The organism is Marinomonas foliarum (genome assembly GCF_016906065.1).
In the GTDB taxonomy this organism is placed as follows: Bacteria; Pseudomonadota; Gammaproteobacteria; order Pseudomonadales; family Marinomonadaceae; genus Marinomonas; species Marinomonas foliarum.
In genome coordinates this window covers 2,483,284-2,501,806 of sequence record NZ_CP070273.1, presented here as the reverse complement: position 1 = coordinate 2,501,806, position 18,523 = coordinate 2,483,284, and the positions used below count along the sequence as shown (strand labels likewise).

Here is an 18,523-nt window from a genome sequence, read left to right as displayed (position 1 = left end):
TTTACCCATAAAACGGTACGCTAAAACGCCTTTTGGAATCGCAATGACTAAGATGAGACTCGACGAGCAAACAACGCCCAAATACCAGCAATCGACATCAAGGAACCACCTGCCAGATTAAAGCCGCGCATCGCTTTTTCAGAAGACAGCAGCGTACGAGCTTTCAGTGCAAAAAAGGCATAGGTAGATGCAGACAAGGTCGCCAACGTGACAAAGGTAATCGCCAAAATCCAAAGCTGCTCAGCAGCATTGCCATGGGGAGAAACAAACTGCGGCAAAAATGCCACAAAGAAAATAATACCTTTGGGGTTCAAAACCGTCACAATGTAGGTATTCAAAAACAGACGCCATTTTGACGTGAGCTTGTCAGATGAAGGAATCTTCATTGGTGATGCGCCTGACCTAAGTAACTTAAATCCCAAATACAAAAGATATAAGCCACCAACCCCCTTCACCACAGTAAACCAAAAAGCCGACACAGAAAACAAAGCCCCTAATCCAACTAAAGAAGCTAATAACGCGGTGGAATCCCCCAGCGCCACACCAACCACCAAAGGGATATTCGCTCGTCGACCATGGGCTACTGAATTCGCAATCACAGCCAAAATCGTTGGGCCAGGAATGACCAACATGGTAATAGACGCGACAACAAAAGCGAGCCAAACTTCAATCAACATAGAGCTTTCTCCTTATTAAATAGACCTCTATCAATCCATAGCCAGTAGTAAAGATCAATACTTAAAACCATTCAAATAACGAACCTTAAAAACTAAATTCTATGAGCACTTTCACTTTAAGATGACTACCTACTACTTTATGCTCTCTGTATTCTAAAACGACATAATTAAAGAGATAGCTCCATGGGCATTGTTCTTTTTTACCTTAAGAAAACCATCGGCATGATGCTTATGCCAATTCCTCTCACTTTGCTGGCCATGAGTCTCGCATTCTTGTTGATGAAGAAATGGCCTAAAGTCGCTAAATTTTTCCTCTTTTGCGGCATATTAATGTTGGGATTAACCAGCTGGAACCCAGTTTCCAATACACTGATTGCGACGGTAGAACACGACTATCCTGTGTTTAATATTCAGCAACCGGTAGACGCAGTGATCGTTCTTGGCAGTGGACACAAAGATTTAAGCAATACACCGATAATCATGGCACTAGGCAACAGCGCACTATTCAGACTTGAGGAAGGTTTGCGCATTTTAAAGGCCAACCCAAACGCGCAATTATTTGTGTCTGGTTACTCTGGTGAAATGAGAGAACCTCACGCAGAAGTCATGCGCCGAGCAGCCATAGAATTAGGCGTACAACCCAACCGAATTAAAGCCTTTCCTCTCGCCAAAGACACCGAAGAGGAAGCTAATATGATGAAACCGTATTTAGAAGGGAAACTCGCGGCCTTGGTAACAGAAGCATCACACCTCAAGCGTGCGTCTATCTTCTTCGAAAAAACCGGCATCAACATTATTCCTGCACCGGCTCTGTATTTAGGGTCCGAGAAAAGCGACTGGCAAATCGACGCCAACGCTGCTTACAAAAGCCAGCGCGCTTTTTATGAATGGCTCGGACGTGGCTGGCAATGGATTAAAAATTAAAAAACAGCACCCATTTCTGAGCACTGCTTTTCTATTACTTCAAAGGTACTAAATTTTTAACTCATCAAACCTGAAACAAGAAGTTTCTGATTAGGTCTTTTCCGCCTTCGGTTGCGAAGGACTCTGGATGAAACTGAATGCCTTGGATCGGGTATTCTTTATGACGAACGCCCATCAGTTCAAACTTGCCGCCTTGGTGAATCGTAGCAATGTCGTTGAAGTCGGCTTCTTTTAAATCACCTACCGAGGCGGTGACTTCCAATACGTCAGGAAAGCTTTCTGCTTCGGCGATGAGCGAGTGATAACGCATGACTTCTAATTGATCTGGAATGTCATGGAAAATACCTTCGCCGTTGTGCGTAATCGGGCTGGTTTTACCATGCATTGGCAATGGCGCTTTCACTACTTTGCCGCCAAATACATGACAAATTCCCTGCATTCCCAAGCACACGCCCATTAGTGGAATGGTTTTACCGAACTCTAGAATGACGTCGGCACACACACCGAAATACGCCTTGTCGTCTGGAGAGCCTGGTCCTGGAGAAATGATGATGCGATCTGGCGCAGCGGCACGAATGTCATCCAACGTGACTTCATCGTTACGTTTGACAATCACCTCAAAAGTGTCAATCTCGCCACGGCTTTTTTCGGTTTCTAACACTTCACCAATAAACTGATACAGGTTGTAAGTGAAGGAATCGTAGTTGTCGATAATATAAACTTTCATGCTTCCCTTACTCCTGATTCGCTTTTGGTGCAAAGCTGTCTAACACGCGTTTAGTGCCAGCAAATTTACGTTGGATTTCTTCGTATTCGTCTTCGGCATTGGAGTCATACACATTGCCGCCACAGGTTTGCACATAAGCTTTGTTGCCCTTGGCAAACACAGTACGAATTGGAATCGCAAACATACAGTCGCCATTGAAAGAGAACTGACCAACCGCACCACCGTAAGGCCCACGGCCGTCGTTTTCCAAATCATCGATGATCTTCATGGCTTCGATTTTTGGCGCGCCCGTCAAGGTTCCTGCGGGGAAGTTACTCGCCAAGGCAGAGAACATGTCGTGATCTTCTGCCATGATGCCGACAATCTCGCTGGAAATGTGCTGAACGTGGCTAAAGCGTTTAATGTCCATCAAACTACGCACTTTTACCGTACCGAATCGCGCCACACGGCCGATGTCGTTACGATGTAGATCAACAATCATATTGTGTTCGGCGATTTCTTTTGGGTCATTCAACAAAGCACGCGCAAAGGCGGTGTCTTCTGCGGCGTCTTTACCACGCTTCGCTGTACCCGCTAATGGGAAGGTTTCCATTTCGCCTTGGCGCACACGGAATAACAATTCTGGGCTGGCACCGATAACTTTTTGCTCACCAAAATTAATGTAATACATTTGCGGCGATGGGTTCACTTCACGCAATTGCTCGTACAAATTGATAGTGTCGCCTTCCATATCGAACCATTTTTTGAAGCCCACTTCGCACTGGAAAATCTTACCTTCGATGATGTCTTGCTTCACCTTAGCAACCGCATCAGCGTGATCGGTTTTGCTCATGGACTCGCCCGCTGGCGTGACCACAAATGGACCGTTTTCTGGCGTTGGTTCCGCCATCATGCCGTTCACTAATTCCACACGATTTCCAGTGGAATTATCGTCGTAATAAAAGTAAAAAACTTCGCCTGTCATCTTATCCAGAATCAAGCCATCTTTGTACAAACCAAAACGAAACGCATCAAACATCTCGCTCGATTGCAGATCCAAGGTTGGCTCAAAGTAATTCATGCTGTCGTAACCGATATAACCCGTTAAACCACCAGCAAAACCGCGCGACAAAATGTTCTGCGGCACAATGTCACGTAGCAAGTAATATGGATTATCAGATTCGTAAGATTCCGTGCTGCCATCACGTTCTTGGATAAACAGCTGCTTGCCTTCGGCCCAAATCAATTTTTCAGGGTCAAAGCCAATGATCGAATGGCGGGAAATAAAGCTCTCTTCACCAAGAGATTCCAACATAAAACAATTATCAAAACGCTTCTCGATCTTTTTAAACAGATCAAAAAAATCGCAGGCAGAACTGATAGTGACGTACTTAGGCTTACGCGGCAGCGTGATGCGCTGCGGCTTTTTATTATATGAACTCATATCTCTTTTAATTCCTTCAATGCTCGGGAACCACGGGTTACAGTGGCAATACCCACACCCAATTGTTTCGCAATGTCTCGCTGCGGAACACCCTGCTCCAACAGAGATAAAATTTGTAACCTGTGTTGCATCTCATTGATTTCCTTCGGTGTTAGCAAAGCTTTCAAGCGCTTCTCCAACACCACTTCATCACCGGCTTCGGTTAAAAACTGGACCAAATCTTTCATAGGCACTTCTATTTGATAAACAGTTATGTATTCACGTACTAGTACAATATAGATTTCATGATAGTGAAGCAAGAGCATAAGCATGAAAAGTGCACTAAAATAAAAACAACTAAATCTGAGCTAAGTAGGTTATAAGAAATGAACTTCTATGAAGACTTAAAAGAATCGCTAGAACAAGCCGTCGCCACCCACAATGAGCGACAACTTGCTGAGGAAATAAAAATAGCAGAACAACAGTTTACTGAAGGCAAAGGCCTTTCAAACCAAGAGGCGCGAGAAAAAGTGATTGAAAACGTAAATACTAAATAGCAAGTAGATCGTTTTAAAAGCGGTCTCTAATCAACATTTTTATCCCCCCCCTACCCCTCCCAACACTTTGCCACATCCGGCCCACATTTTGACCTTTATCACCGTCGTTTTAACCTAAGCGAAAATACTACCTTGTCTTCATTGCTATGACATTCTAACGTCGTGCTGTATCTCTCATTCAGGAATAAAAACAATGACATTCATCAAAGCCAAAGATTTCACTGCAGATCGTGCTTGGGGCGCGTTGGATATTGCCAATATGAACGGCGTGACGACGCGTTTACATTGGACGGATCAACCTTATAAATGGCACATCAATGATGGTGAAGAAGTGTTTGTGGTGTTAGACGGCGAGGTGAATATGCACTATCGAGTCGATGGAAAAGAGCTTGTTCAATTGATGTCTGTCGGCGATATTTTCTACGCGGCGATTGGCACTGAACATGTTGCGCACCCCGTTGGTGAGGCGCGCATTTTAGTGATTGAAAAAGAAGGCAGTGTGTAGTTATAGAAACATACCGCCAGACGCTTCAATACGCTGTCCCGTAATCCAGCCGCTGTCTTCACTCAGTAACATGGCAACGGCTTTACCAATATCGTCCGCCTCTCCAACCCGCCCCAAGGCGGTAACAGATGCCACCATTTTATTCACTTGTTGGTTGTCACGCACATTACCACCGCCAAAGTCTGTAGCGATAGCGCCTGGTGCCAAGGTATTTACGCGGATTTGTCGGTTTGCGAACTCTTTAGCCATATAACGTGTCATGACTTCTACAGCACCTTTGGCCATCGCGTAGGCACTTGAACCTGGCATACTAAACCGTGCCAAACCAGAAGAAATATTGAGAATATGACCGCCGTCTTTAATATGTGGTAATAATGCCTGCGTTAAAAAGAAAGGCCCCTTTACATGGATCGCCAGCATATTTTCTAGCTCTTCATAAGTGGTTTCTTCAACACTTGCACGCAAACCTGTGCCAGCGTTATTTAACAAATAATCGAAATCGCTTCGTGCAAACTCATTGACCAATAAATTTTGAAGCTGGTTAACGAACTCAGGAACGGCATCAAAATCGCGTGTATCCAATTGAAGAGCAAAAGCTTTTTGGCCTTTTTGTTTAATCTCTTCAATCACATCTTGTGCCGCTTGAAGATTATTGTGATAAGTAAAAATAACATCTATGCCTTTGTCAGCTAACGCTAAAGCACTGTTTTTTCCTAAACCACGGCTAGCACCAGTAATAATTGCTAATTTATTCATCACTCACTCCAATCTATTCTGTAAGAATTTTAAAGCCTTAAACCATATCGGCTCTGGGCACGTTGAACAGAGTAGATAATTTATTGTGATCGATATACATGATAAAAGTGATAACATTGTTCGTATTAAGCGAACAAAGGTAGAAGAGATGGACAAGTTTGAAGCCATGCAGCGCTTTGTATTGGTTGCTCAATTCGGTAGCTTCACCAAAGCAGCAGACGCTCTTGGCTTACCAAAATCAAGCATATCCAGTGCCATACAAGGACTTGAAAGTGAATTAGGCACGCGGCTTTTTCATCGCAGTACGCGCAGCATCACCTTAACGCAAGACGGTGAGACCTACTTGCCACAGTGCCAAACACTGCTCGCCGAACTAGATGCCCTAGGAAGCCAGTTCCAACGCAACCCTGATGATGTTCGCGGTGTACTCAGAGTCGACATGCCAAGCCGCTTTGCCACTACGGTTGTCATTCCGCATTTGGCCGACTTTCTCGAAAAATACCCGAACATACGCTTAAAGATCAGCAGCGCAGATTATCGAGTAGATATGATTAAAGAAGGCATTGATTGCGTCATTCGGGTGGGTGATCTTGAAGATAGTAGCCTTATCGCTCGCCCATTAACGCTGTACCGAAGCGTAAACTGCGTATCGCCAAGCTATGTTAAAAAATATGGTATTCCACAGAGTCTTGCAGAATTAGCCAATCATAAACTGATTGGATATTCTCATATGCTCGGTAATTTCGACGCCCAATTTGAATACATGGAAGGCGACACAGTAAAACAACAACCCATGCCAAGCAGCCTAGCGGTTAATGGCACAGATGCTTATTTAGATGCTTGTTTAGCAGGGCTTGGCATTGCCCAACTCCCCGCTATTGGCGCAGAAAACCTCATCAAGAAAGGCCTACTCATCTCTGTCCTACCTCAATTTGAAGCCGAGCCAATGCCGGTGTCTTTACTCTACTCATCACGTAGACAAACAACCAAACGCCTAACTGTATTTATGGATTGGCTGCAATCAGTCATTGAAACGAAACATTTTTTAAAGAATTAAATAATTGAAAAATATCTTTTGCAAAAAACGCCTTATGCATATTCCAAAAAAGTTTATTTATAGCCGTTGTAATAACTAAATCTTTTAAGTAACCTCTCACATAATGAAATATTAAGCTTCCCAGATGAGGTCACTATGAAATCTAAGCAACGCTTTTTAAAATCTATTATTGGTACATTGTTATTGAGCGGAGCCGTTCAAGCGTCGGCTGCGGATCAAACAATTCTTAACACGTCTTACGATATCGCTCGTGAGTTGTTTGCCACTTACAACCCAACGTTTGAAAAACATTGGTTAGAGAAAACGGGCAAAACCATCGAGATCAAACAGTCTCACGCAGGTTCTTCAAAACAAGCCAACGCCATCATGAATGGCTTGTCAGCAGACGTCGTTACTTTTAACCAAGTCACTGACGTTCAAGTTTTGCATGACAAAGGCAAAATGATCCCAGCAGATTGGAAAAATGAATTCCCAAATGCCAGCTCGCCTTATTATTCAACGATTGCCTTCCTAGTTCGTAAAGGCAATCCGAAAAATATCAAAAGCTGGGGCGATCTAGCTGGTAATGATGTGGCATTGGTGTTCCCAAACCCTAAAACCTCTGGCAACGGTCGTTACACTTTCCTAGCGGCTTACGGTTATGCACAAAATACCTTCGGTAAAGACAACGAAGCGAAAGTGGATGATTTCCTAGGTACTTTCCTAAAAAACGTGTCTGTGTTTGATACTGGTGGCCGTGGCGCGACAACGACTTTTGTTGAGCGTGGCATTGGCGATGTATTGATTACCTTCGAATCGGAAGTAAACAATATTCGTAACCAATACGGTGCAGACAAGTACGAAGTGGTTGTACCAAAGACATCTATCTTGGCGGAATTCCCAGTCGCTGTAGTGGAAAAAAATGCGAAGAAAAACGGCACAGAAGAAGTGTCTCATGAATACCTAAGCTACTTGTACAGCGAAGAATCTCAGCGTCTATTGGCGGGTTTCAACTACCGCGTACACAACGACGTAGTGAAAAAAGAATTTGCCGACAAGTTTCCTGAAGTGAATTTGTTAACCGTCGAAAATATTGCTGGCGGCTGGCCACAAGCGACTAAAGAATTATTCGCAAATGGTGGTAAACTAGACCAACTTCAGCGCCGCTAATATCTAAATAGATAACAACTAGCCGGATACGCTTGCGTCTCCGGCTTTTCTGTCTCTAAAGCGACTAGCGTCTTTATTATTGAACTGCTTTCATTAAGACCCTAATAGGCAAATACATGGCAACACATCTAAGCGCGACCGAGACTCGGCCTCGCCATAAACGCGTCTTGCCCGGACTCAGTTTGAGTTTGGGCACGTCTCTACTGTTTATCAGCTTGATTCTATTACTCCCAATGAGCGGGCTGGTTATGCAATCGGTCGATATGGGCTGGGACAGATATTGGCAAGTGATTAGCGACGAACGCGTTGTTGCCAGTTACAAGGTGACGCTGTGGGCAGCTTTACTTGCTTCGATTTTTAACGGTTTTTTTGGTTTATTGCTCGCATGGGTGTTAGTTCGATACGACTTCCCCGGACGCCGTATTCTAGACGCCTTGGTGGATTTGCCTTTTGCCTTGCCAACCGCGGTTGCCGGTATCACTTTAGCCACCTTATATGCGCAAAATGGTTGGTATGGTGAAATCCTCGAAAGCCTAGGGCTAAAAGTCGCTTACACACCTTGGGGTATTGTGCTTGCCATGGCATTTACCAGTATTCCTTTTGTGGTAAGAACCGTTCAGCCAGTATTGGAAGAACTGTCACCAGAAGAGGAAGAAGCAGGAATGACCTTAGGCGCGTCCGATTGGTCTGTATTTCGTCGGGTTATTTTCCCCGCCTTGTGGCCAGCATTGATGACGGGAATTGCCTTGTCATTCACTCGTAGCTTAGGCGAATTTGGCGCGGTGATCTTTATCGCGGGCAACATGCCTTACGTCAGCGAGATTACGTCCTTAATGATATTCGTTAGCTTACAAGAGTTCGATTTCCCTGCCGCCAGCGCCATTGCCTCGGTTGTACTGATGGCGTCGCTGATCCTCTTGTTCGCCATTAACATTTGGCAGGCGCGTTATTTACGTCGTCTTCACGGACGCAGTTAGGAAGCTTATATGTCATCGTCTAAACACTCATCGAACCAACTTAGAGTCGGCGACAGCCCATTGGTGAAATGGTTACTCATTGGTCTCACGCTGTTTTTGACCGCGATTTTGTTAGTTGTGCCGCTCATTGCCATTTTCCAGCAGGCGTTTATGGAAGGGGCTGCTCACTACTTCAACAGTTTGATTGAAGCCGACACCTTGCACGCGATTGGTTTAACTCTAGTCGTTGCGGCGTTAACAGTGCCAATCAACTTGGTCTTCGGCGTTATGCTCGCATGGGCTGTGACGCGTTTTGAATTCCCAGGTCGCAAACTTTTGATGACCCTGATGGACATTCCCTTCGCAGTTTCCCCTGTGGTCGCTGGTTTATTGTACTTATTGCTGTACGGCAATAACGGCTGGATTGGCTCTTGGTTGTATGATCAAGACATCCAATTGATGTTCGCTTGGCCGGGTATTGTCATGGTAACCGTGTTTGTAACTTGTCCGTTTGTGGCACGTGAATTGATCCCCTTGATGCAACAACAAGGACGAGAAGACGAAGAAGCGGCGGTGATTCTGGGCGCTTCTGGCTGGCAGCTGTTCCGCCGTGTGACTCTACCAAATATCAAATGGGCGCTGATTTATGGCGTTATCCTAACCAATGCGCGCGCCGTGGGAGAGTTCGGTGCAGTGTCTGTGGTGTCTGGCAACATTCGAGGCGAAACCAATACCTTGCCATTATTAGTACAAGCACAATATGAGGATTACCAAGCAGCGGCAGCCTTCGCCAGCGCCTCGCTTTTGGCAATGATTGCCCTACTTACCTTGTTGTTGAAAGCCTTCATCGAATGGCGTCAGGAACGTAGTTTAAAAATTGAAGCTGAAAAAGAAAGACAGGTGACACAATGAGCATTTTGATTGAAAACATTTCCAAACACTTTGGGCAGTTTCAAGCCTTGTCACCTTTGTCATTAGATATCAACGAAGGCGAAATGATTGGCTTGCTTGGACCATCTGGTTCAGGGAAAACCACTTTGCTACGTATTATCGCTGGGCTCGAAGGCGCAGACACAGGCCGCATTCAATTTGGCGACCGAGACGTGACTAACTTGCATGTGCGAGATCGTCGCGTGGGCTTTGTATTCCAAAACTACGCCTTGTTCCGCCATATGACAGTGGCTGACAATGTGGCCTTTGGCTTAGAAGTCTTACCACGTAAAGAACGCCCAAGCCCGACCGAAATCAAAACCCGTGTGATGCATTTACTGGAAATGGTACAGCTTGCACATCTTGCTAACCGTTTCCCATCTCAGCTTTCAGGCGGTCAAAAGCAGCGTATTGCTTTGGCACGCGCCTTGGCGACTCAGCCAGAAGTCTTGTTACTAGACGAACCTTTTGGCGCCTTAGATGCCAAGGTTCGTAAAGAACTACGTCGCTGGTTACGCGGATTGCACGATGAGCTAGGTTTCACCAGTGTCTTCGTTACCCATGACCAAGAAGAAGCCTTGGAGTTGTCTGATCGCGTTGTCGTCATGAGCAATGGACACATTGAACAAATCGACCAACCCGGAGCACTTTACGCGTCACCCAATAGCCGATTTGTATTCGACTTCCTTGGTAACGCCAATGTCTTTGAAGGCAAAATGGAAAACGGCAACTGGCAAAATCAGCAAGCCAGTATCGCTCTGCCAAATGGTGCAGAACAAAAAGACGGACAATTGTATATTCGCTCTCATGAGTTCTTTGTATCAAGAGAACCAACGGCGCAAGCCAGCTTGCCGCTGCGCGTCATTGCCATCAACCCGATTGGCGCCGAAGTACGTCTAGAGCTCACTCCGATTGATTGGCAAAGCAACGACGTCTGGGAAATCGATCTACCTCACAAAGCATTCGATAAAAACTGCTTCGACAAAGGGCAAACTTTGTATGTCACTCCGAAAGCGGGTTACTTCTTTGCTCATGACGCACAGAAGCCCGTGCTATTAAGCTGGGAAAAATAACAAAATACATTAAAAAAGCAGCATCATTTGAGCTGCTTTTTCTTTACCCAAGAAGATAAAGCGTCTGTCACGCTTATTGTTATCTACAGCTCAATTCTAAAGACTATACTTTAGAATTGGCGGCATTTATTTTGCTTTAAAAATCGGATATTGTGTCCACAAAAAATTATAAAGGGTAAAGAATGTTGGAAGTCAGCGAAAAGCTAAACACCTCTTTGTTTCAGAGCCATCTGAAACGCTCGAACCTTGCTTACTCTAGCTCGACACCTACTAAAAATTCTTCTACCCCGACCAGAAGAGCAAACTTCGTTCTACTTGACCACTTTTCAATGTCGTCTTTCTCTATCGCTCTCGATACACTAGTAACGCTTAACCTAGTGCATGATCACCCGATTTACGAGTGTAAAACATACAGTGTAAAGGATAAAAAAGCGCTATCAGATATTTCGATTGAGTTAACCACAGATGGCAATATTGAAGACATCGAACTAACTAAAGACTCTATCCTTATCATATGCGGTGGTTTCCGTAGCTCGCTTAAACCAGAGCCCTCTCTTAACAAGAAAATAGTCAAAGCCGCGCAGACTAACGCCACCATCATGGGGTTGTGGAATGGCAGCTTCTATATTGCCGACAGTAAAATCAAACTAGGTGAATCCATCTCTATCCACCAAGACAATAAAGCCATTATGAGAGAGCGTTTCCCATCGCTGAACTTGTCTACCTCTTCTTTTACCGAAGACAGCGGACTATTCACGTGTTGCGGCCCGAACACAGCACTGGATATGATGCTTCATTTTATAAAAGGCTCTTATGGGCCAGATTGCTCCCAAGCCGTAGCAGAAGTGATTGGTTCGGATCGAACAAGCAACGCTGACACCAAAACAATTAACCGTTTTTTGCGATCCGAAACGCATACACCAGATTGTATTAAAGAAGCCATCCAATTAATGGAAAATAACATTGAAGACCCATTAAGTATTGATGAACTTACTAAGCTAGTTGGCATTTCTCGTCGACAAATAGAAAGATTGTTTAAAATTAACGTCGGCGTCACACCAGCTCGATATTATATGGAATACCGCTTAACCCGCGCACGTCAGCTAATACAACAGTCGAACTTAAGTATTTTTGAAATCTCTGTTGCTTGCGGCTTTGTCAGCTCAGCTCATTTCAGCCGTACATATCATCGATTCTTTGGCCAACCACCAACGGACACTCGACGCACTTTTCAAGATACGTAAACTCACACATCAATCAAATGCACCTGATTGATGCCAGCACTTCCTCACCTGTTAAGAAGGTGTCGCTATCCATCAGTCTTTTGTCGTTATAGCAAACCCAACCAGAAGAGAAGCGGCCTAGAGTGGGATTATCCCCACTCTCGAAGGAATAAAGTCGTATGCGCAGCTCTAGCCTTTTGTTAGTTTCTATTGCCTTGTCCCAAGCACCATTCACATTAGCCGCCGCTAAATTTGACTTCTCTAATGAGTACAACGCGACATCAATTCACGCTGAAGGGGACAAATACTTCATTGATCAAGTCACCAAACTGAGCAAGGGTGAAGTAGATATCACGCTTCATACAGGCGGTTCGTTAGGTTTCAAATCGACAGATAACTTTTACGCGGTTGCCGATAATGCTATCCAGATCGCTGACACATTGGCTGGCAGCATGGCAGGTATTGACCCTATATTTTTGTTGTCTTCATTGCCATTTATCGTTGAAAACGAAGACCAAGCTGAACAACTTTATCAAATAGCTAAACCTTATTATCAAAAAGTCTTTGCTCAAAATGGACAAATTCTTCTTTACGCTTCTCCTTGGCCTGCCAGCGGTATTTGGTCCCAAAAACCTGTAACCACAAAAGCAGAGCTCGCTAATTTGAAAATCCGTACCTATGACAAAAATGGCACATTAACATTACGCGAGGCAGGCGCTGAACCTATTAAGCTGTCCTGGGGAGACGTAGTTCCTCAGCTGTCCACAGGTGGAATCAAGGCGGTACTTACTTCCGCTGACGCAGGTGCAAGTGGTAAGTTTTGGGAACACCTTGATAACTACAGCGCCATTCAATACGCCATTCCTCTGAACATGGTTCATATGAACAAAGATGCGTTTGATGATTTATCCACTGATGAGCAAAGTGCCATTCTAAAAGCGGCTGCATTAACAGATGAGCATAATTGGAAAACGGTAAGAACTCGAGTTGCAGACAACTACAAAGACCTCGCGGCCAACAACGTAACCATTCATCAAGATCTTTCAAAAAACTTTATTAGTTGGTTACAAGAATCAGCAAAACCATCATTAAAAGAATGGTTAGAAGACACAGGTACATCTGGTAGCGATATCATGGCAGATTTTGAGAAAAATAAATGATCATCCGCTCTTTGGCTTTATTATCCAGACGGCTTAACCAGCTGTCTGGCGCCCTTGCAATGTTGCTAATCGCTTACCTTCTATGCCATATATTGCTGGAAATAGTCTTACGTCTTTTCGGCACATCAACCTATGTTCTAGATGAATTCGTTGGTTACGCAATCGCAACGATTACCTTTCTGGGATTAGGCTACAGCTTAGAAAGAAACGGGCTCATTAAGGTCAATATTTTAAGCGACCGACTCCCTGAAAAGTACCATTGGCTATTAGATACGTTTATCTCTCTCGTTTCTTTTACCATGTTTTTTTGGGTGTCATGTTATTGGTACATCAATGTATCCCGTAGCTTTAAGCGCAATATCACCAGTGAGTCGATTGCAGAAACACCTTTGTGGATCCCTGAAGGCATGGTGCTCGTTGGCTTAGGTCTTTTGTGTTTGACGCTCTTTGTCAGAATACTTGTCCTCATATCTACACGCCACGCCCCTCACATCGAGATCAATAAATAAGATGGAAATTGTATTATCAGCCGTTGGCGTTATCGCCCTAATTCTCTTGGTTCTCGGGCTTGGTGTTTGGGTATTCTCAGGCCTAGCCATCGTTGCCTTGTTGTCTCTCATTGTCATTGGCGATGTCAGTATGGATCGCGCTGGCGCCATACTCAGCCGCATTCTTTTTCGATCCGCCAATTCTTGGGAATTATCTGCCATCCCGCTCTTTATTTTGATGGGCGAACTTATCTTTCGATCCAATATTTCGGATAGATTGTTTCGAGGTTTAGAGCCTTGGACGAAAAAAATTCCTGGCGGCATACTGCACACAAATGTGTTTGGCTGCGCACTATTTGCAGCGGTAAGTGGATCAAGCGCAGCCACCACGGCAACCGTCGGAAAAATCACCACAACAGAGCTGAAAAAGCGCGGTTATGACAGAAGTTTGTCCATCGGATCTTTGGCTGGCGCTGGTAGTTTAGGCCTATTAATTCCACCTTCTCTTGTGATGATCGTTTATGGAATCCAGTCAGAAGTGTCAATCAGTAAGCTTTTTATGGCGGGAGTGTTACCAGGCATTTTAATTGCGACGCTTTATTCTGGCTACATAGTGATCAGAGCCTTGTTAAACCCTTCACTTTGTCCGCCTGAAAAGTCTGAAACAGCAGGGAAATTAGAAAGCATCTTCCTCCTGTTGCCCGTTATTTCACTGATCGTCATTGTTATGGGAGCTATTTACTCTGGTATTGCCACACCATCAGAAGCCGCAGCCGTTGGTGTATTTGCGACACTTGTTATTCTAATAAAAGAACGCCAGTTATCTTTTAAAATGATACAAGAAGCTATGATTGCCACCTTATTGAGTTCAACCATGGTCTGCAGCATATTGGTCTCTGCTGCGCTTTTGTCCACGGCAATGGGATTTCTTCATCTGCCGTCTGAACTCGCCAGCTATATCGCTAGCTTGAATCTTTCTCCTAGCTTATTGCTGTTAGCGCTGGCGGTATTTTACGTCATATTAGGTTTATTCTTAGATGGCATATCCATTACCGTTATGAGCTTACCTATCACTCTGCCGATTGTTATTTTGGCAGGATTTGATCCAATCTGGTTCGGTATTTTTCTTGTCATCTTAATAGAGCTTGGACAGATTACCCCGCCAGTTGGCTTTAATCTGTTTGTCTTACAAGGTCTTACCGGAGAAAAGATAGGACAAGTCGCAAAATCCGCTTTCCCTTTCTTTATTTTGATGTGTGTTGCGGCCTTTATTCTCTGTCTATTCCCAGAGATTGCATTATGGTTGCCTAATGCACTGTCGAAATAAATTCATAAGACTTTAAATACCTAGTCCTAACGTTATAGGGCTAGGATAGTGTCAAATTTTCATCAAACTACGAATATGACAAAACGCCGCACGGCCTAGGGCATCTACGTTGTAGCCGCCTTCTAAGACAGAGACGATTTTCCCATCACAATGTCGCTCCGCTACATCCATCAAAAGATCAGTGATCCAAGTGAAATCTGACTCACTTAGTCTTAGTTGCCCCATTGGATCTTCTTTGTGGGCATCAAAGCCTGCGGAAATCATAATCAACTGAGGCTTGAAGGCTTCCAACGCAGGTAAGAGTTGCTCGGAAATAATGGCTTGAAATGCTTCGCTTCCAGAGCCAGCGTCTAACGGCATATGAAGAATATTATCGTGAGAAGCGCCCGGATCGCTGTAGGGATAAAACGGATGCTGGTAGCTGGACGCATAAAGTACTTTGGGATCGGATTTGAAAATATCCTCTGTGCCGTTGCCGTGATGAACGTCAAAATCCACAATCGCCACGCGATCTAAACCATATTGTTCAATGGCGTAGCGAGTTCCAACGGCAATGTTATTGAACAAGCAAAACCCCATGGCTTTGTCGTATTCTGCATGATGGCCCGGCGGACGAATGGCGCAAAACGCATTATCCATCTCGCCTGTCATAACCAGATCAACCGCTTTAATCACAGAACCAGCAGCGTACAAAGCCGCATCCAAAGTATGCGGCATCATCAAGGTTTCTGGCTCTAATTCCACATGGCCTTCTTCTGGCGCGCGCGCAAAAATGGAATCCACGTAGGCTTCATCATGGGCGAGGAGAACCTGCTCTCGCGTCGCGGGATCGGATTCCATTCGACGTAGAAAATCCATCAACTGTCCCATGATCAAACGATTCTGAATCGCCCCAAGGCGCAACGGAGACTCGGGGTGATCGTCTCCCATATCATGCTTATCGCAATAAGTGTGTGTGATGTAAGCCGTTGTCATTCGGTGTCTCTACATTATTATTTTTTATGTCTTTGGCGTTTTCGTGTCTTGTATCAAACCACAAAAGCACCAAAACAATCTATCCTACCATGGTCTATCATTGCGACAGACGAAGACTGTGCTACTGTCATAAGATGTACATTGAGTTTATGGAGAAGATCAGGTGAGCCAACACGCATTACAATCTCTACTCGCCCCTAAATCTATGGTGGTGCTCACTGGCGACGATGCCAACGATCCGCTTATGTTGGCTCTATTAAACTCATTATCTACTGCTCAAAAATCTTGTCCTGTGTATTTAGCGGGTGTTCAGCCTGCTAAAACCGTCCTCTTTCCGTTGGTAGCAAGCTTAACAGAATTAACCACCAGTCCAGACATCGCTGTATTGGTGGGCACCCACAGCACTCAATCAATGGAAGACATTATTGCTGACTGCGGTGCTGCAGGCATTGGCTCTTTGCTGATGTTATCGTGGACGGGGGACAGCCAAGAATCACTGGTTGAAGCACTGCGCAAGAACAATGTGCGTTTACTTGGCCCTAACAGCTTTGGTATTTGTCGCCCAAAACAAGGCGTTTTTGCTTGGCTTGGTTTAACGCAACCGCTAGCGGGCCGCTTAGCCTTGATGTCTCAATCTGGTACAGTCGCCAGCGCCCTTGTGGACTGGGCAACTTGGCAAGGCATTGGATTTTCTCAAGTAGTATCCATGGGGACACCCGTTGATGTGATGCCGTCACAGGTCTTGGATTACTTATCCAATGATTTCGACAGTCAGGCGATTTTGATGTATTTACAAAAAATTGGTCGGCCTACTCGTTTCCTCAGCAGCCTGCGCGCTACAGGGCGCAGCAAACCAGTTGCCGTTGTGACAGAACATTCTATTGGCGCAGACGAACGTGTGTTAGACGCGGCACTAAGCCGAACTGGTGCGGTACGTGGCCGACGTTTGAATGATTTAATCGCAGCCGCTTCGGTAATGACCAATGCTCGTCGAGTCAAAGATGGCTCTTTATTGATCATAGGAAATGGGGCAGGGCCGGGCGAACTCGCCGCACAACGAGCTACAGAACTGGGTATTGATTTGCTTACTCCAACAGGCGAACTGCACAATAAACTGGAATCCACCATGGCAGGCCGTGGCGGCATTGGCCCTGTGACAACCGTTTGGGCGAGTTGCGCGACGGATCTCTTTATCGATCTCGCTGCCGATGCACTAAGCAGTTCAGACTGCGGAGCCGTGCTGTTAACGCTCAGCCCAACCGCACTCATCGATATCGACTCCTTATACGACCTCATTATCAAATTGCATCGCACTCAGAAAAAGCTCGTCATGGTCTGTTTGCTCGGCGGTGGAAATATGACCAACATGCGCACACGCATTAATGAAGCAGGCATTCCAACCTTCCGCACCCCAGAAACCGCCATAGAGGGGTTTCAATTCTTGGTGCAATTCCAGCGCAACCAATTACTCGCCAAGCAATCGCCAGACAGCCATGCGTTCCGCTTTAAAATCGATGTCTCAGAAGCCACAAACAAACTCAATCTACTTTACAAACAAGGTGATAAAGCGCCAACAGCGGATGCTTTACGAGATATTTTTGAGCTGTTTCATATTCGATTAATCACTCGTCGTCAGTCTTCAAATCAGTTATCCGCTCCCATCCATTTACGCGTCTTTCAAGATGTGGTGTTTGGCCCAGCCATCGGACTGTCATTAGAAGGCGCTCAACAACATAAGCAAGCGGAAGCCGTTGCCTTGCCGCCGCTGAATACCATTTTGGCGAAAGATTTAATTCAGCGCGCCTTTCCCGGCGAAGAATCTTTTGAATTGGAAAGCCTGCTGCGCAATTTATCCACCATGGTGTGTGAATTGCCCGAAATTGAAAACTTAGAACTGTCCGATGTGAGGCTTCACGATAGTGGCAGTGTTTACGCGGATGTCACAGCAAACCTTCGTCTTTGCAAAAACTGGCGACGCTATGAACATCTCGCCATTCATCCCTACCCAAGACAATGGGTATCGGAGCGAGTATTAAAAAGTGACGAGATCGCCACCGTTCGACCTGTTTTACCAAGAGATTCTGGCATCTTAGCGGACTTTGTCCGCAGCATGTCCCACGAGACTCGCTACTTTCGTTTTATCTCCAATATCGAGGAATTAACGCCTCGCATGCTCGCCAGCATGTCACACATTGATTATGACCGAGAAATGGCTTTGCTCGCGGTGATTCAACGGGATGGACAAGATGTATTAATTGGCACAGCTCGATACATAGATAACTTCGACGATCAAAGCTGTGAGTTTGCCGTCGTGCTTGGCGATGAATTCCAAGGCTTAGGCTTAGCGTCTTACCTGATGCGACGACTGATGCAAGTCGCCGCCGACAAAGGCATTCGAGTGATGAAAGGCATCGTTTTAGCTGAAAACAAACGCATGATAGAGTTCTGCCGACACTTAGGGTTCACCATACAGCGTGATCCAGACGATTTCGGTCAAATGGTAGCGAGCATTAAACTGACACCAAGCATGCTTGAAAAGTGTCGAGGTGCTTCCTAACTGTGAAATGAAACCGAGACCTTTTTCACAATGTCACGAGCGAAGTCAAGACAAGGCAAAAATAGACGAGAAGGCGGAGT

The 18,523-nt window shown here is 45.2% G+C and carries 19 protein-coding genes; 13 read left to right on the top strand and 6 right to left on the bottom strand.

All coding sequences use genetic code 11. The annotated features are described in order from the left end of the window. Positions 1 to 47: 47 nt before the first annotated feature. Positions 48 to 677: a LysE family translocator gene (locus JSY38_RS11575; RefSeq protein WP_205113350.1), complete on the bottom strand. Its 630-nt coding sequence runs from the start codon at positions 675 to 677 to the stop codon at positions 48 to 50. 183 nt (positions 678 to 860) lie between these two features. On the opposite strand from JSY38_RS11575, the gene JSY38_RS11570 reads away from it, so the two are divergent. Further along, complete coding sequence (locus JSY38_RS11570; RefSeq protein WP_205113349.1) at positions 861 to 1,601, top strand: ElyC/SanA/YdcF family protein; 741 nt, start codon at positions 861 to 863, stop codon at positions 1,599 to 1,601. Between the two features lie 64 nt (positions 1,602 to 1,665). On the opposite strand, the gene JSY38_RS11565 is transcribed toward JSY38_RS11570, so the two are convergent. From JSY38_RS11565 to JSY38_RS11555, 3 genes are read right to left on the bottom strand one after another with little or no spacing between them, the layout of a single operon-like run. Next, positions 1,666 to 2,328, bottom strand: coding sequence for an anthranilate synthase component II (locus JSY38_RS11565; RefSeq protein WP_205113348.1), 663 nt, complete (start codon positions 2,326 to 2,328; stop codon positions 1,666 to 1,668). A gap of 7 nt (positions 2,329 to 2,335) precedes the next feature. Continuing rightward, complete coding sequence (locus JSY38_RS11560; protein ID WP_205113347.1) at positions 2,336 to 3,751, bottom strand: anthranilate synthase component I family protein; 1,416 nt, start codon at positions 3,749 to 3,751, stop codon at positions 2,336 to 2,338. Next, a complete protein-coding gene (locus JSY38_RS11555; protein WP_205113346.1) occupies positions 3,748 to 3,978 on the bottom strand; it encodes a Trp family transcriptional regulator in 231 nt (76 codons plus the stop codon). The genes JSY38_RS11560 and JSY38_RS11555 overlap by 4 nt, the downstream gene beginning before the upstream one ends. A gap of 138 nt (positions 3,979 to 4,116) precedes the next feature. On the opposite strand from JSY38_RS11555, the gene JSY38_RS11550 reads away from it, so the two are divergent. Next, positions 4,117 to 4,287 carry a hypothetical protein gene (locus JSY38_RS11550; RefSeq protein ID WP_205113345.1) on the top strand — a complete coding sequence of 57 codons (171 nt, stop codon included), beginning with the start codon at positions 4,117 to 4,119 and terminating at the stop codon, positions 4,285 to 4,287. 193 nt (positions 4,288 to 4,480) lie between these two features. After that, positions 4,481 to 4,792, top strand: a complete 312-nt coding sequence (locus JSY38_RS11545) for a cupin domain-containing protein (protein ID WP_205113344.1) — start codon at positions 4,481 to 4,483, stop codon at positions 4,790 to 4,792. On the opposite strand, the gene JSY38_RS11540 is transcribed toward JSY38_RS11545, so the two are convergent. Further along, positions 4,793 to 5,548: an SDR family NAD(P)-dependent oxidoreductase gene (locus JSY38_RS11540; protein ID WP_205113343.1), complete on the bottom strand. Its 756-nt coding sequence runs from the start codon at positions 5,546 to 5,548 to the stop codon at positions 4,793 to 4,795. Between the two features lie 85 nt (positions 5,549 to 5,633). On the opposite strand from JSY38_RS11540, the gene JSY38_RS11535 reads away from it, so the two are divergent. The 9 genes from JSY38_RS11535 to JSY38_RS11495 all read left to right on the top strand — a co-directional run bounded on the left by JSY38_RS11535 (position 5,634) and on the right by JSY38_RS11495 (position 14,911). Continuing rightward, positions 5,634 to 6,605: a LysR family transcriptional regulator gene (locus JSY38_RS11535; protein WP_205113342.1), complete on the top strand. Its 972-nt coding sequence runs from the start codon at positions 5,634 to 5,636 to the stop codon at positions 6,603 to 6,605. A 135-nt stretch (positions 6,606 to 6,740) separates the two neighbouring features. Then, complete coding sequence (gene cysP / locus JSY38_RS11530; protein ID WP_205113341.1) at positions 6,741 to 7,754, top strand: thiosulfate ABC transporter substrate-binding protein CysP; 1,014 nt, start codon at positions 6,741 to 6,743, stop codon at positions 7,752 to 7,754. Positions 7,755 to 7,870: 116 nt separating this feature from the next. Beyond that, positions 7,871 to 8,731: a sulfate/thiosulfate ABC transporter permease CysT gene (cysT, locus tag JSY38_RS11525; protein WP_114412963.1), complete on the top strand. Its 861-nt coding sequence runs from the start codon at positions 7,871 to 7,873 to the stop codon at positions 8,729 to 8,731. 9 nt (positions 8,732 to 8,740) lie between these two features. Beyond that, positions 8,741 to 9,622: a sulfate ABC transporter permease subunit CysW gene (gene cysW / locus JSY38_RS11520; RefSeq protein WP_114412964.1), complete on the top strand. Its 882-nt coding sequence runs from the start codon at positions 8,741 to 8,743 to the stop codon at positions 9,620 to 9,622. After that, positions 9,619 to 10,713 carry a sulfate/molybdate ABC transporter ATP-binding protein gene (locus JSY38_RS11515; protein ID WP_205113340.1) on the top strand — a complete coding sequence of 365 codons (1,095 nt, stop codon included), beginning with the start codon at positions 9,619 to 9,621 and terminating at the stop codon, positions 10,711 to 10,713. Before cysW ends, JSY38_RS11515 begins: the two co-directional genes overlap by 4 nt. Before the next feature lie 182 nt (positions 10,714 to 10,895). Next, the gene (locus JSY38_RS11510) at positions 10,896 to 11,957 is read left to right on the top strand and encodes a GlxA family transcriptional regulator (RefSeq protein ID WP_205113339.1); all 1,062 of its coding nucleotides are present in this window, start codon (positions 10,896 to 10,898) and stop codon (positions 11,955 to 11,957) included. A 158-nt stretch (positions 11,958 to 12,115) separates the two neighbouring features. After that, a complete protein-coding gene (locus JSY38_RS11505) occupies positions 12,116 to 13,096 on the top strand; it encodes a TRAP transporter substrate-binding protein (RefSeq protein WP_205113338.1) in 981 nt (326 codons plus the stop codon). Further along, positions 13,093 to 13,605 carry a TRAP transporter small permease subunit gene (locus JSY38_RS11500; protein ID WP_205113337.1) on the top strand — a complete coding sequence of 171 codons (513 nt, stop codon included), beginning with the start codon at positions 13,093 to 13,095 and terminating at the stop codon, positions 13,603 to 13,605. The genes JSY38_RS11505 and JSY38_RS11500 overlap by 4 nt, the downstream gene beginning before the upstream one ends. 1 nt (position 13,606) lies before the next feature. Further along, entirely contained in the window at positions 13,607 to 14,911 is a 1,305-nt protein-coding gene (locus tag JSY38_RS11495) for a TRAP transporter large permease (protein WP_205113336.1), read from the top strand. Between the two features lie 51 nt (positions 14,912 to 14,962). On the opposite strand, the gene JSY38_RS11490 is transcribed toward JSY38_RS11495, so the two are convergent. Beyond that, positions 14,963 to 15,886 carry a histone deacetylase family protein gene (locus JSY38_RS11490; RefSeq protein WP_205113335.1) on the bottom strand — a complete coding sequence of 308 codons (924 nt, stop codon included), beginning with the start codon at positions 15,884 to 15,886 and terminating at the stop codon, positions 14,963 to 14,965. Positions 15,887 to 16,049: 163 nt separating this feature from the next. Between JSY38_RS11490 and JSY38_RS11485 the strand changes: the two genes are divergently transcribed. Then, on the top strand, positions 16,050 to 18,443 hold the full coding sequence (locus JSY38_RS11485; protein WP_205113334.1) for a bifunctional acetate--CoA ligase family protein/GNAT family N-acetyltransferase: 2,394 nt from the start codon (positions 16,050 to 16,052) through the stop codon (positions 18,441 to 18,443). Positions 18,444 to 18,523 lie beyond the last annotated feature (80 nt).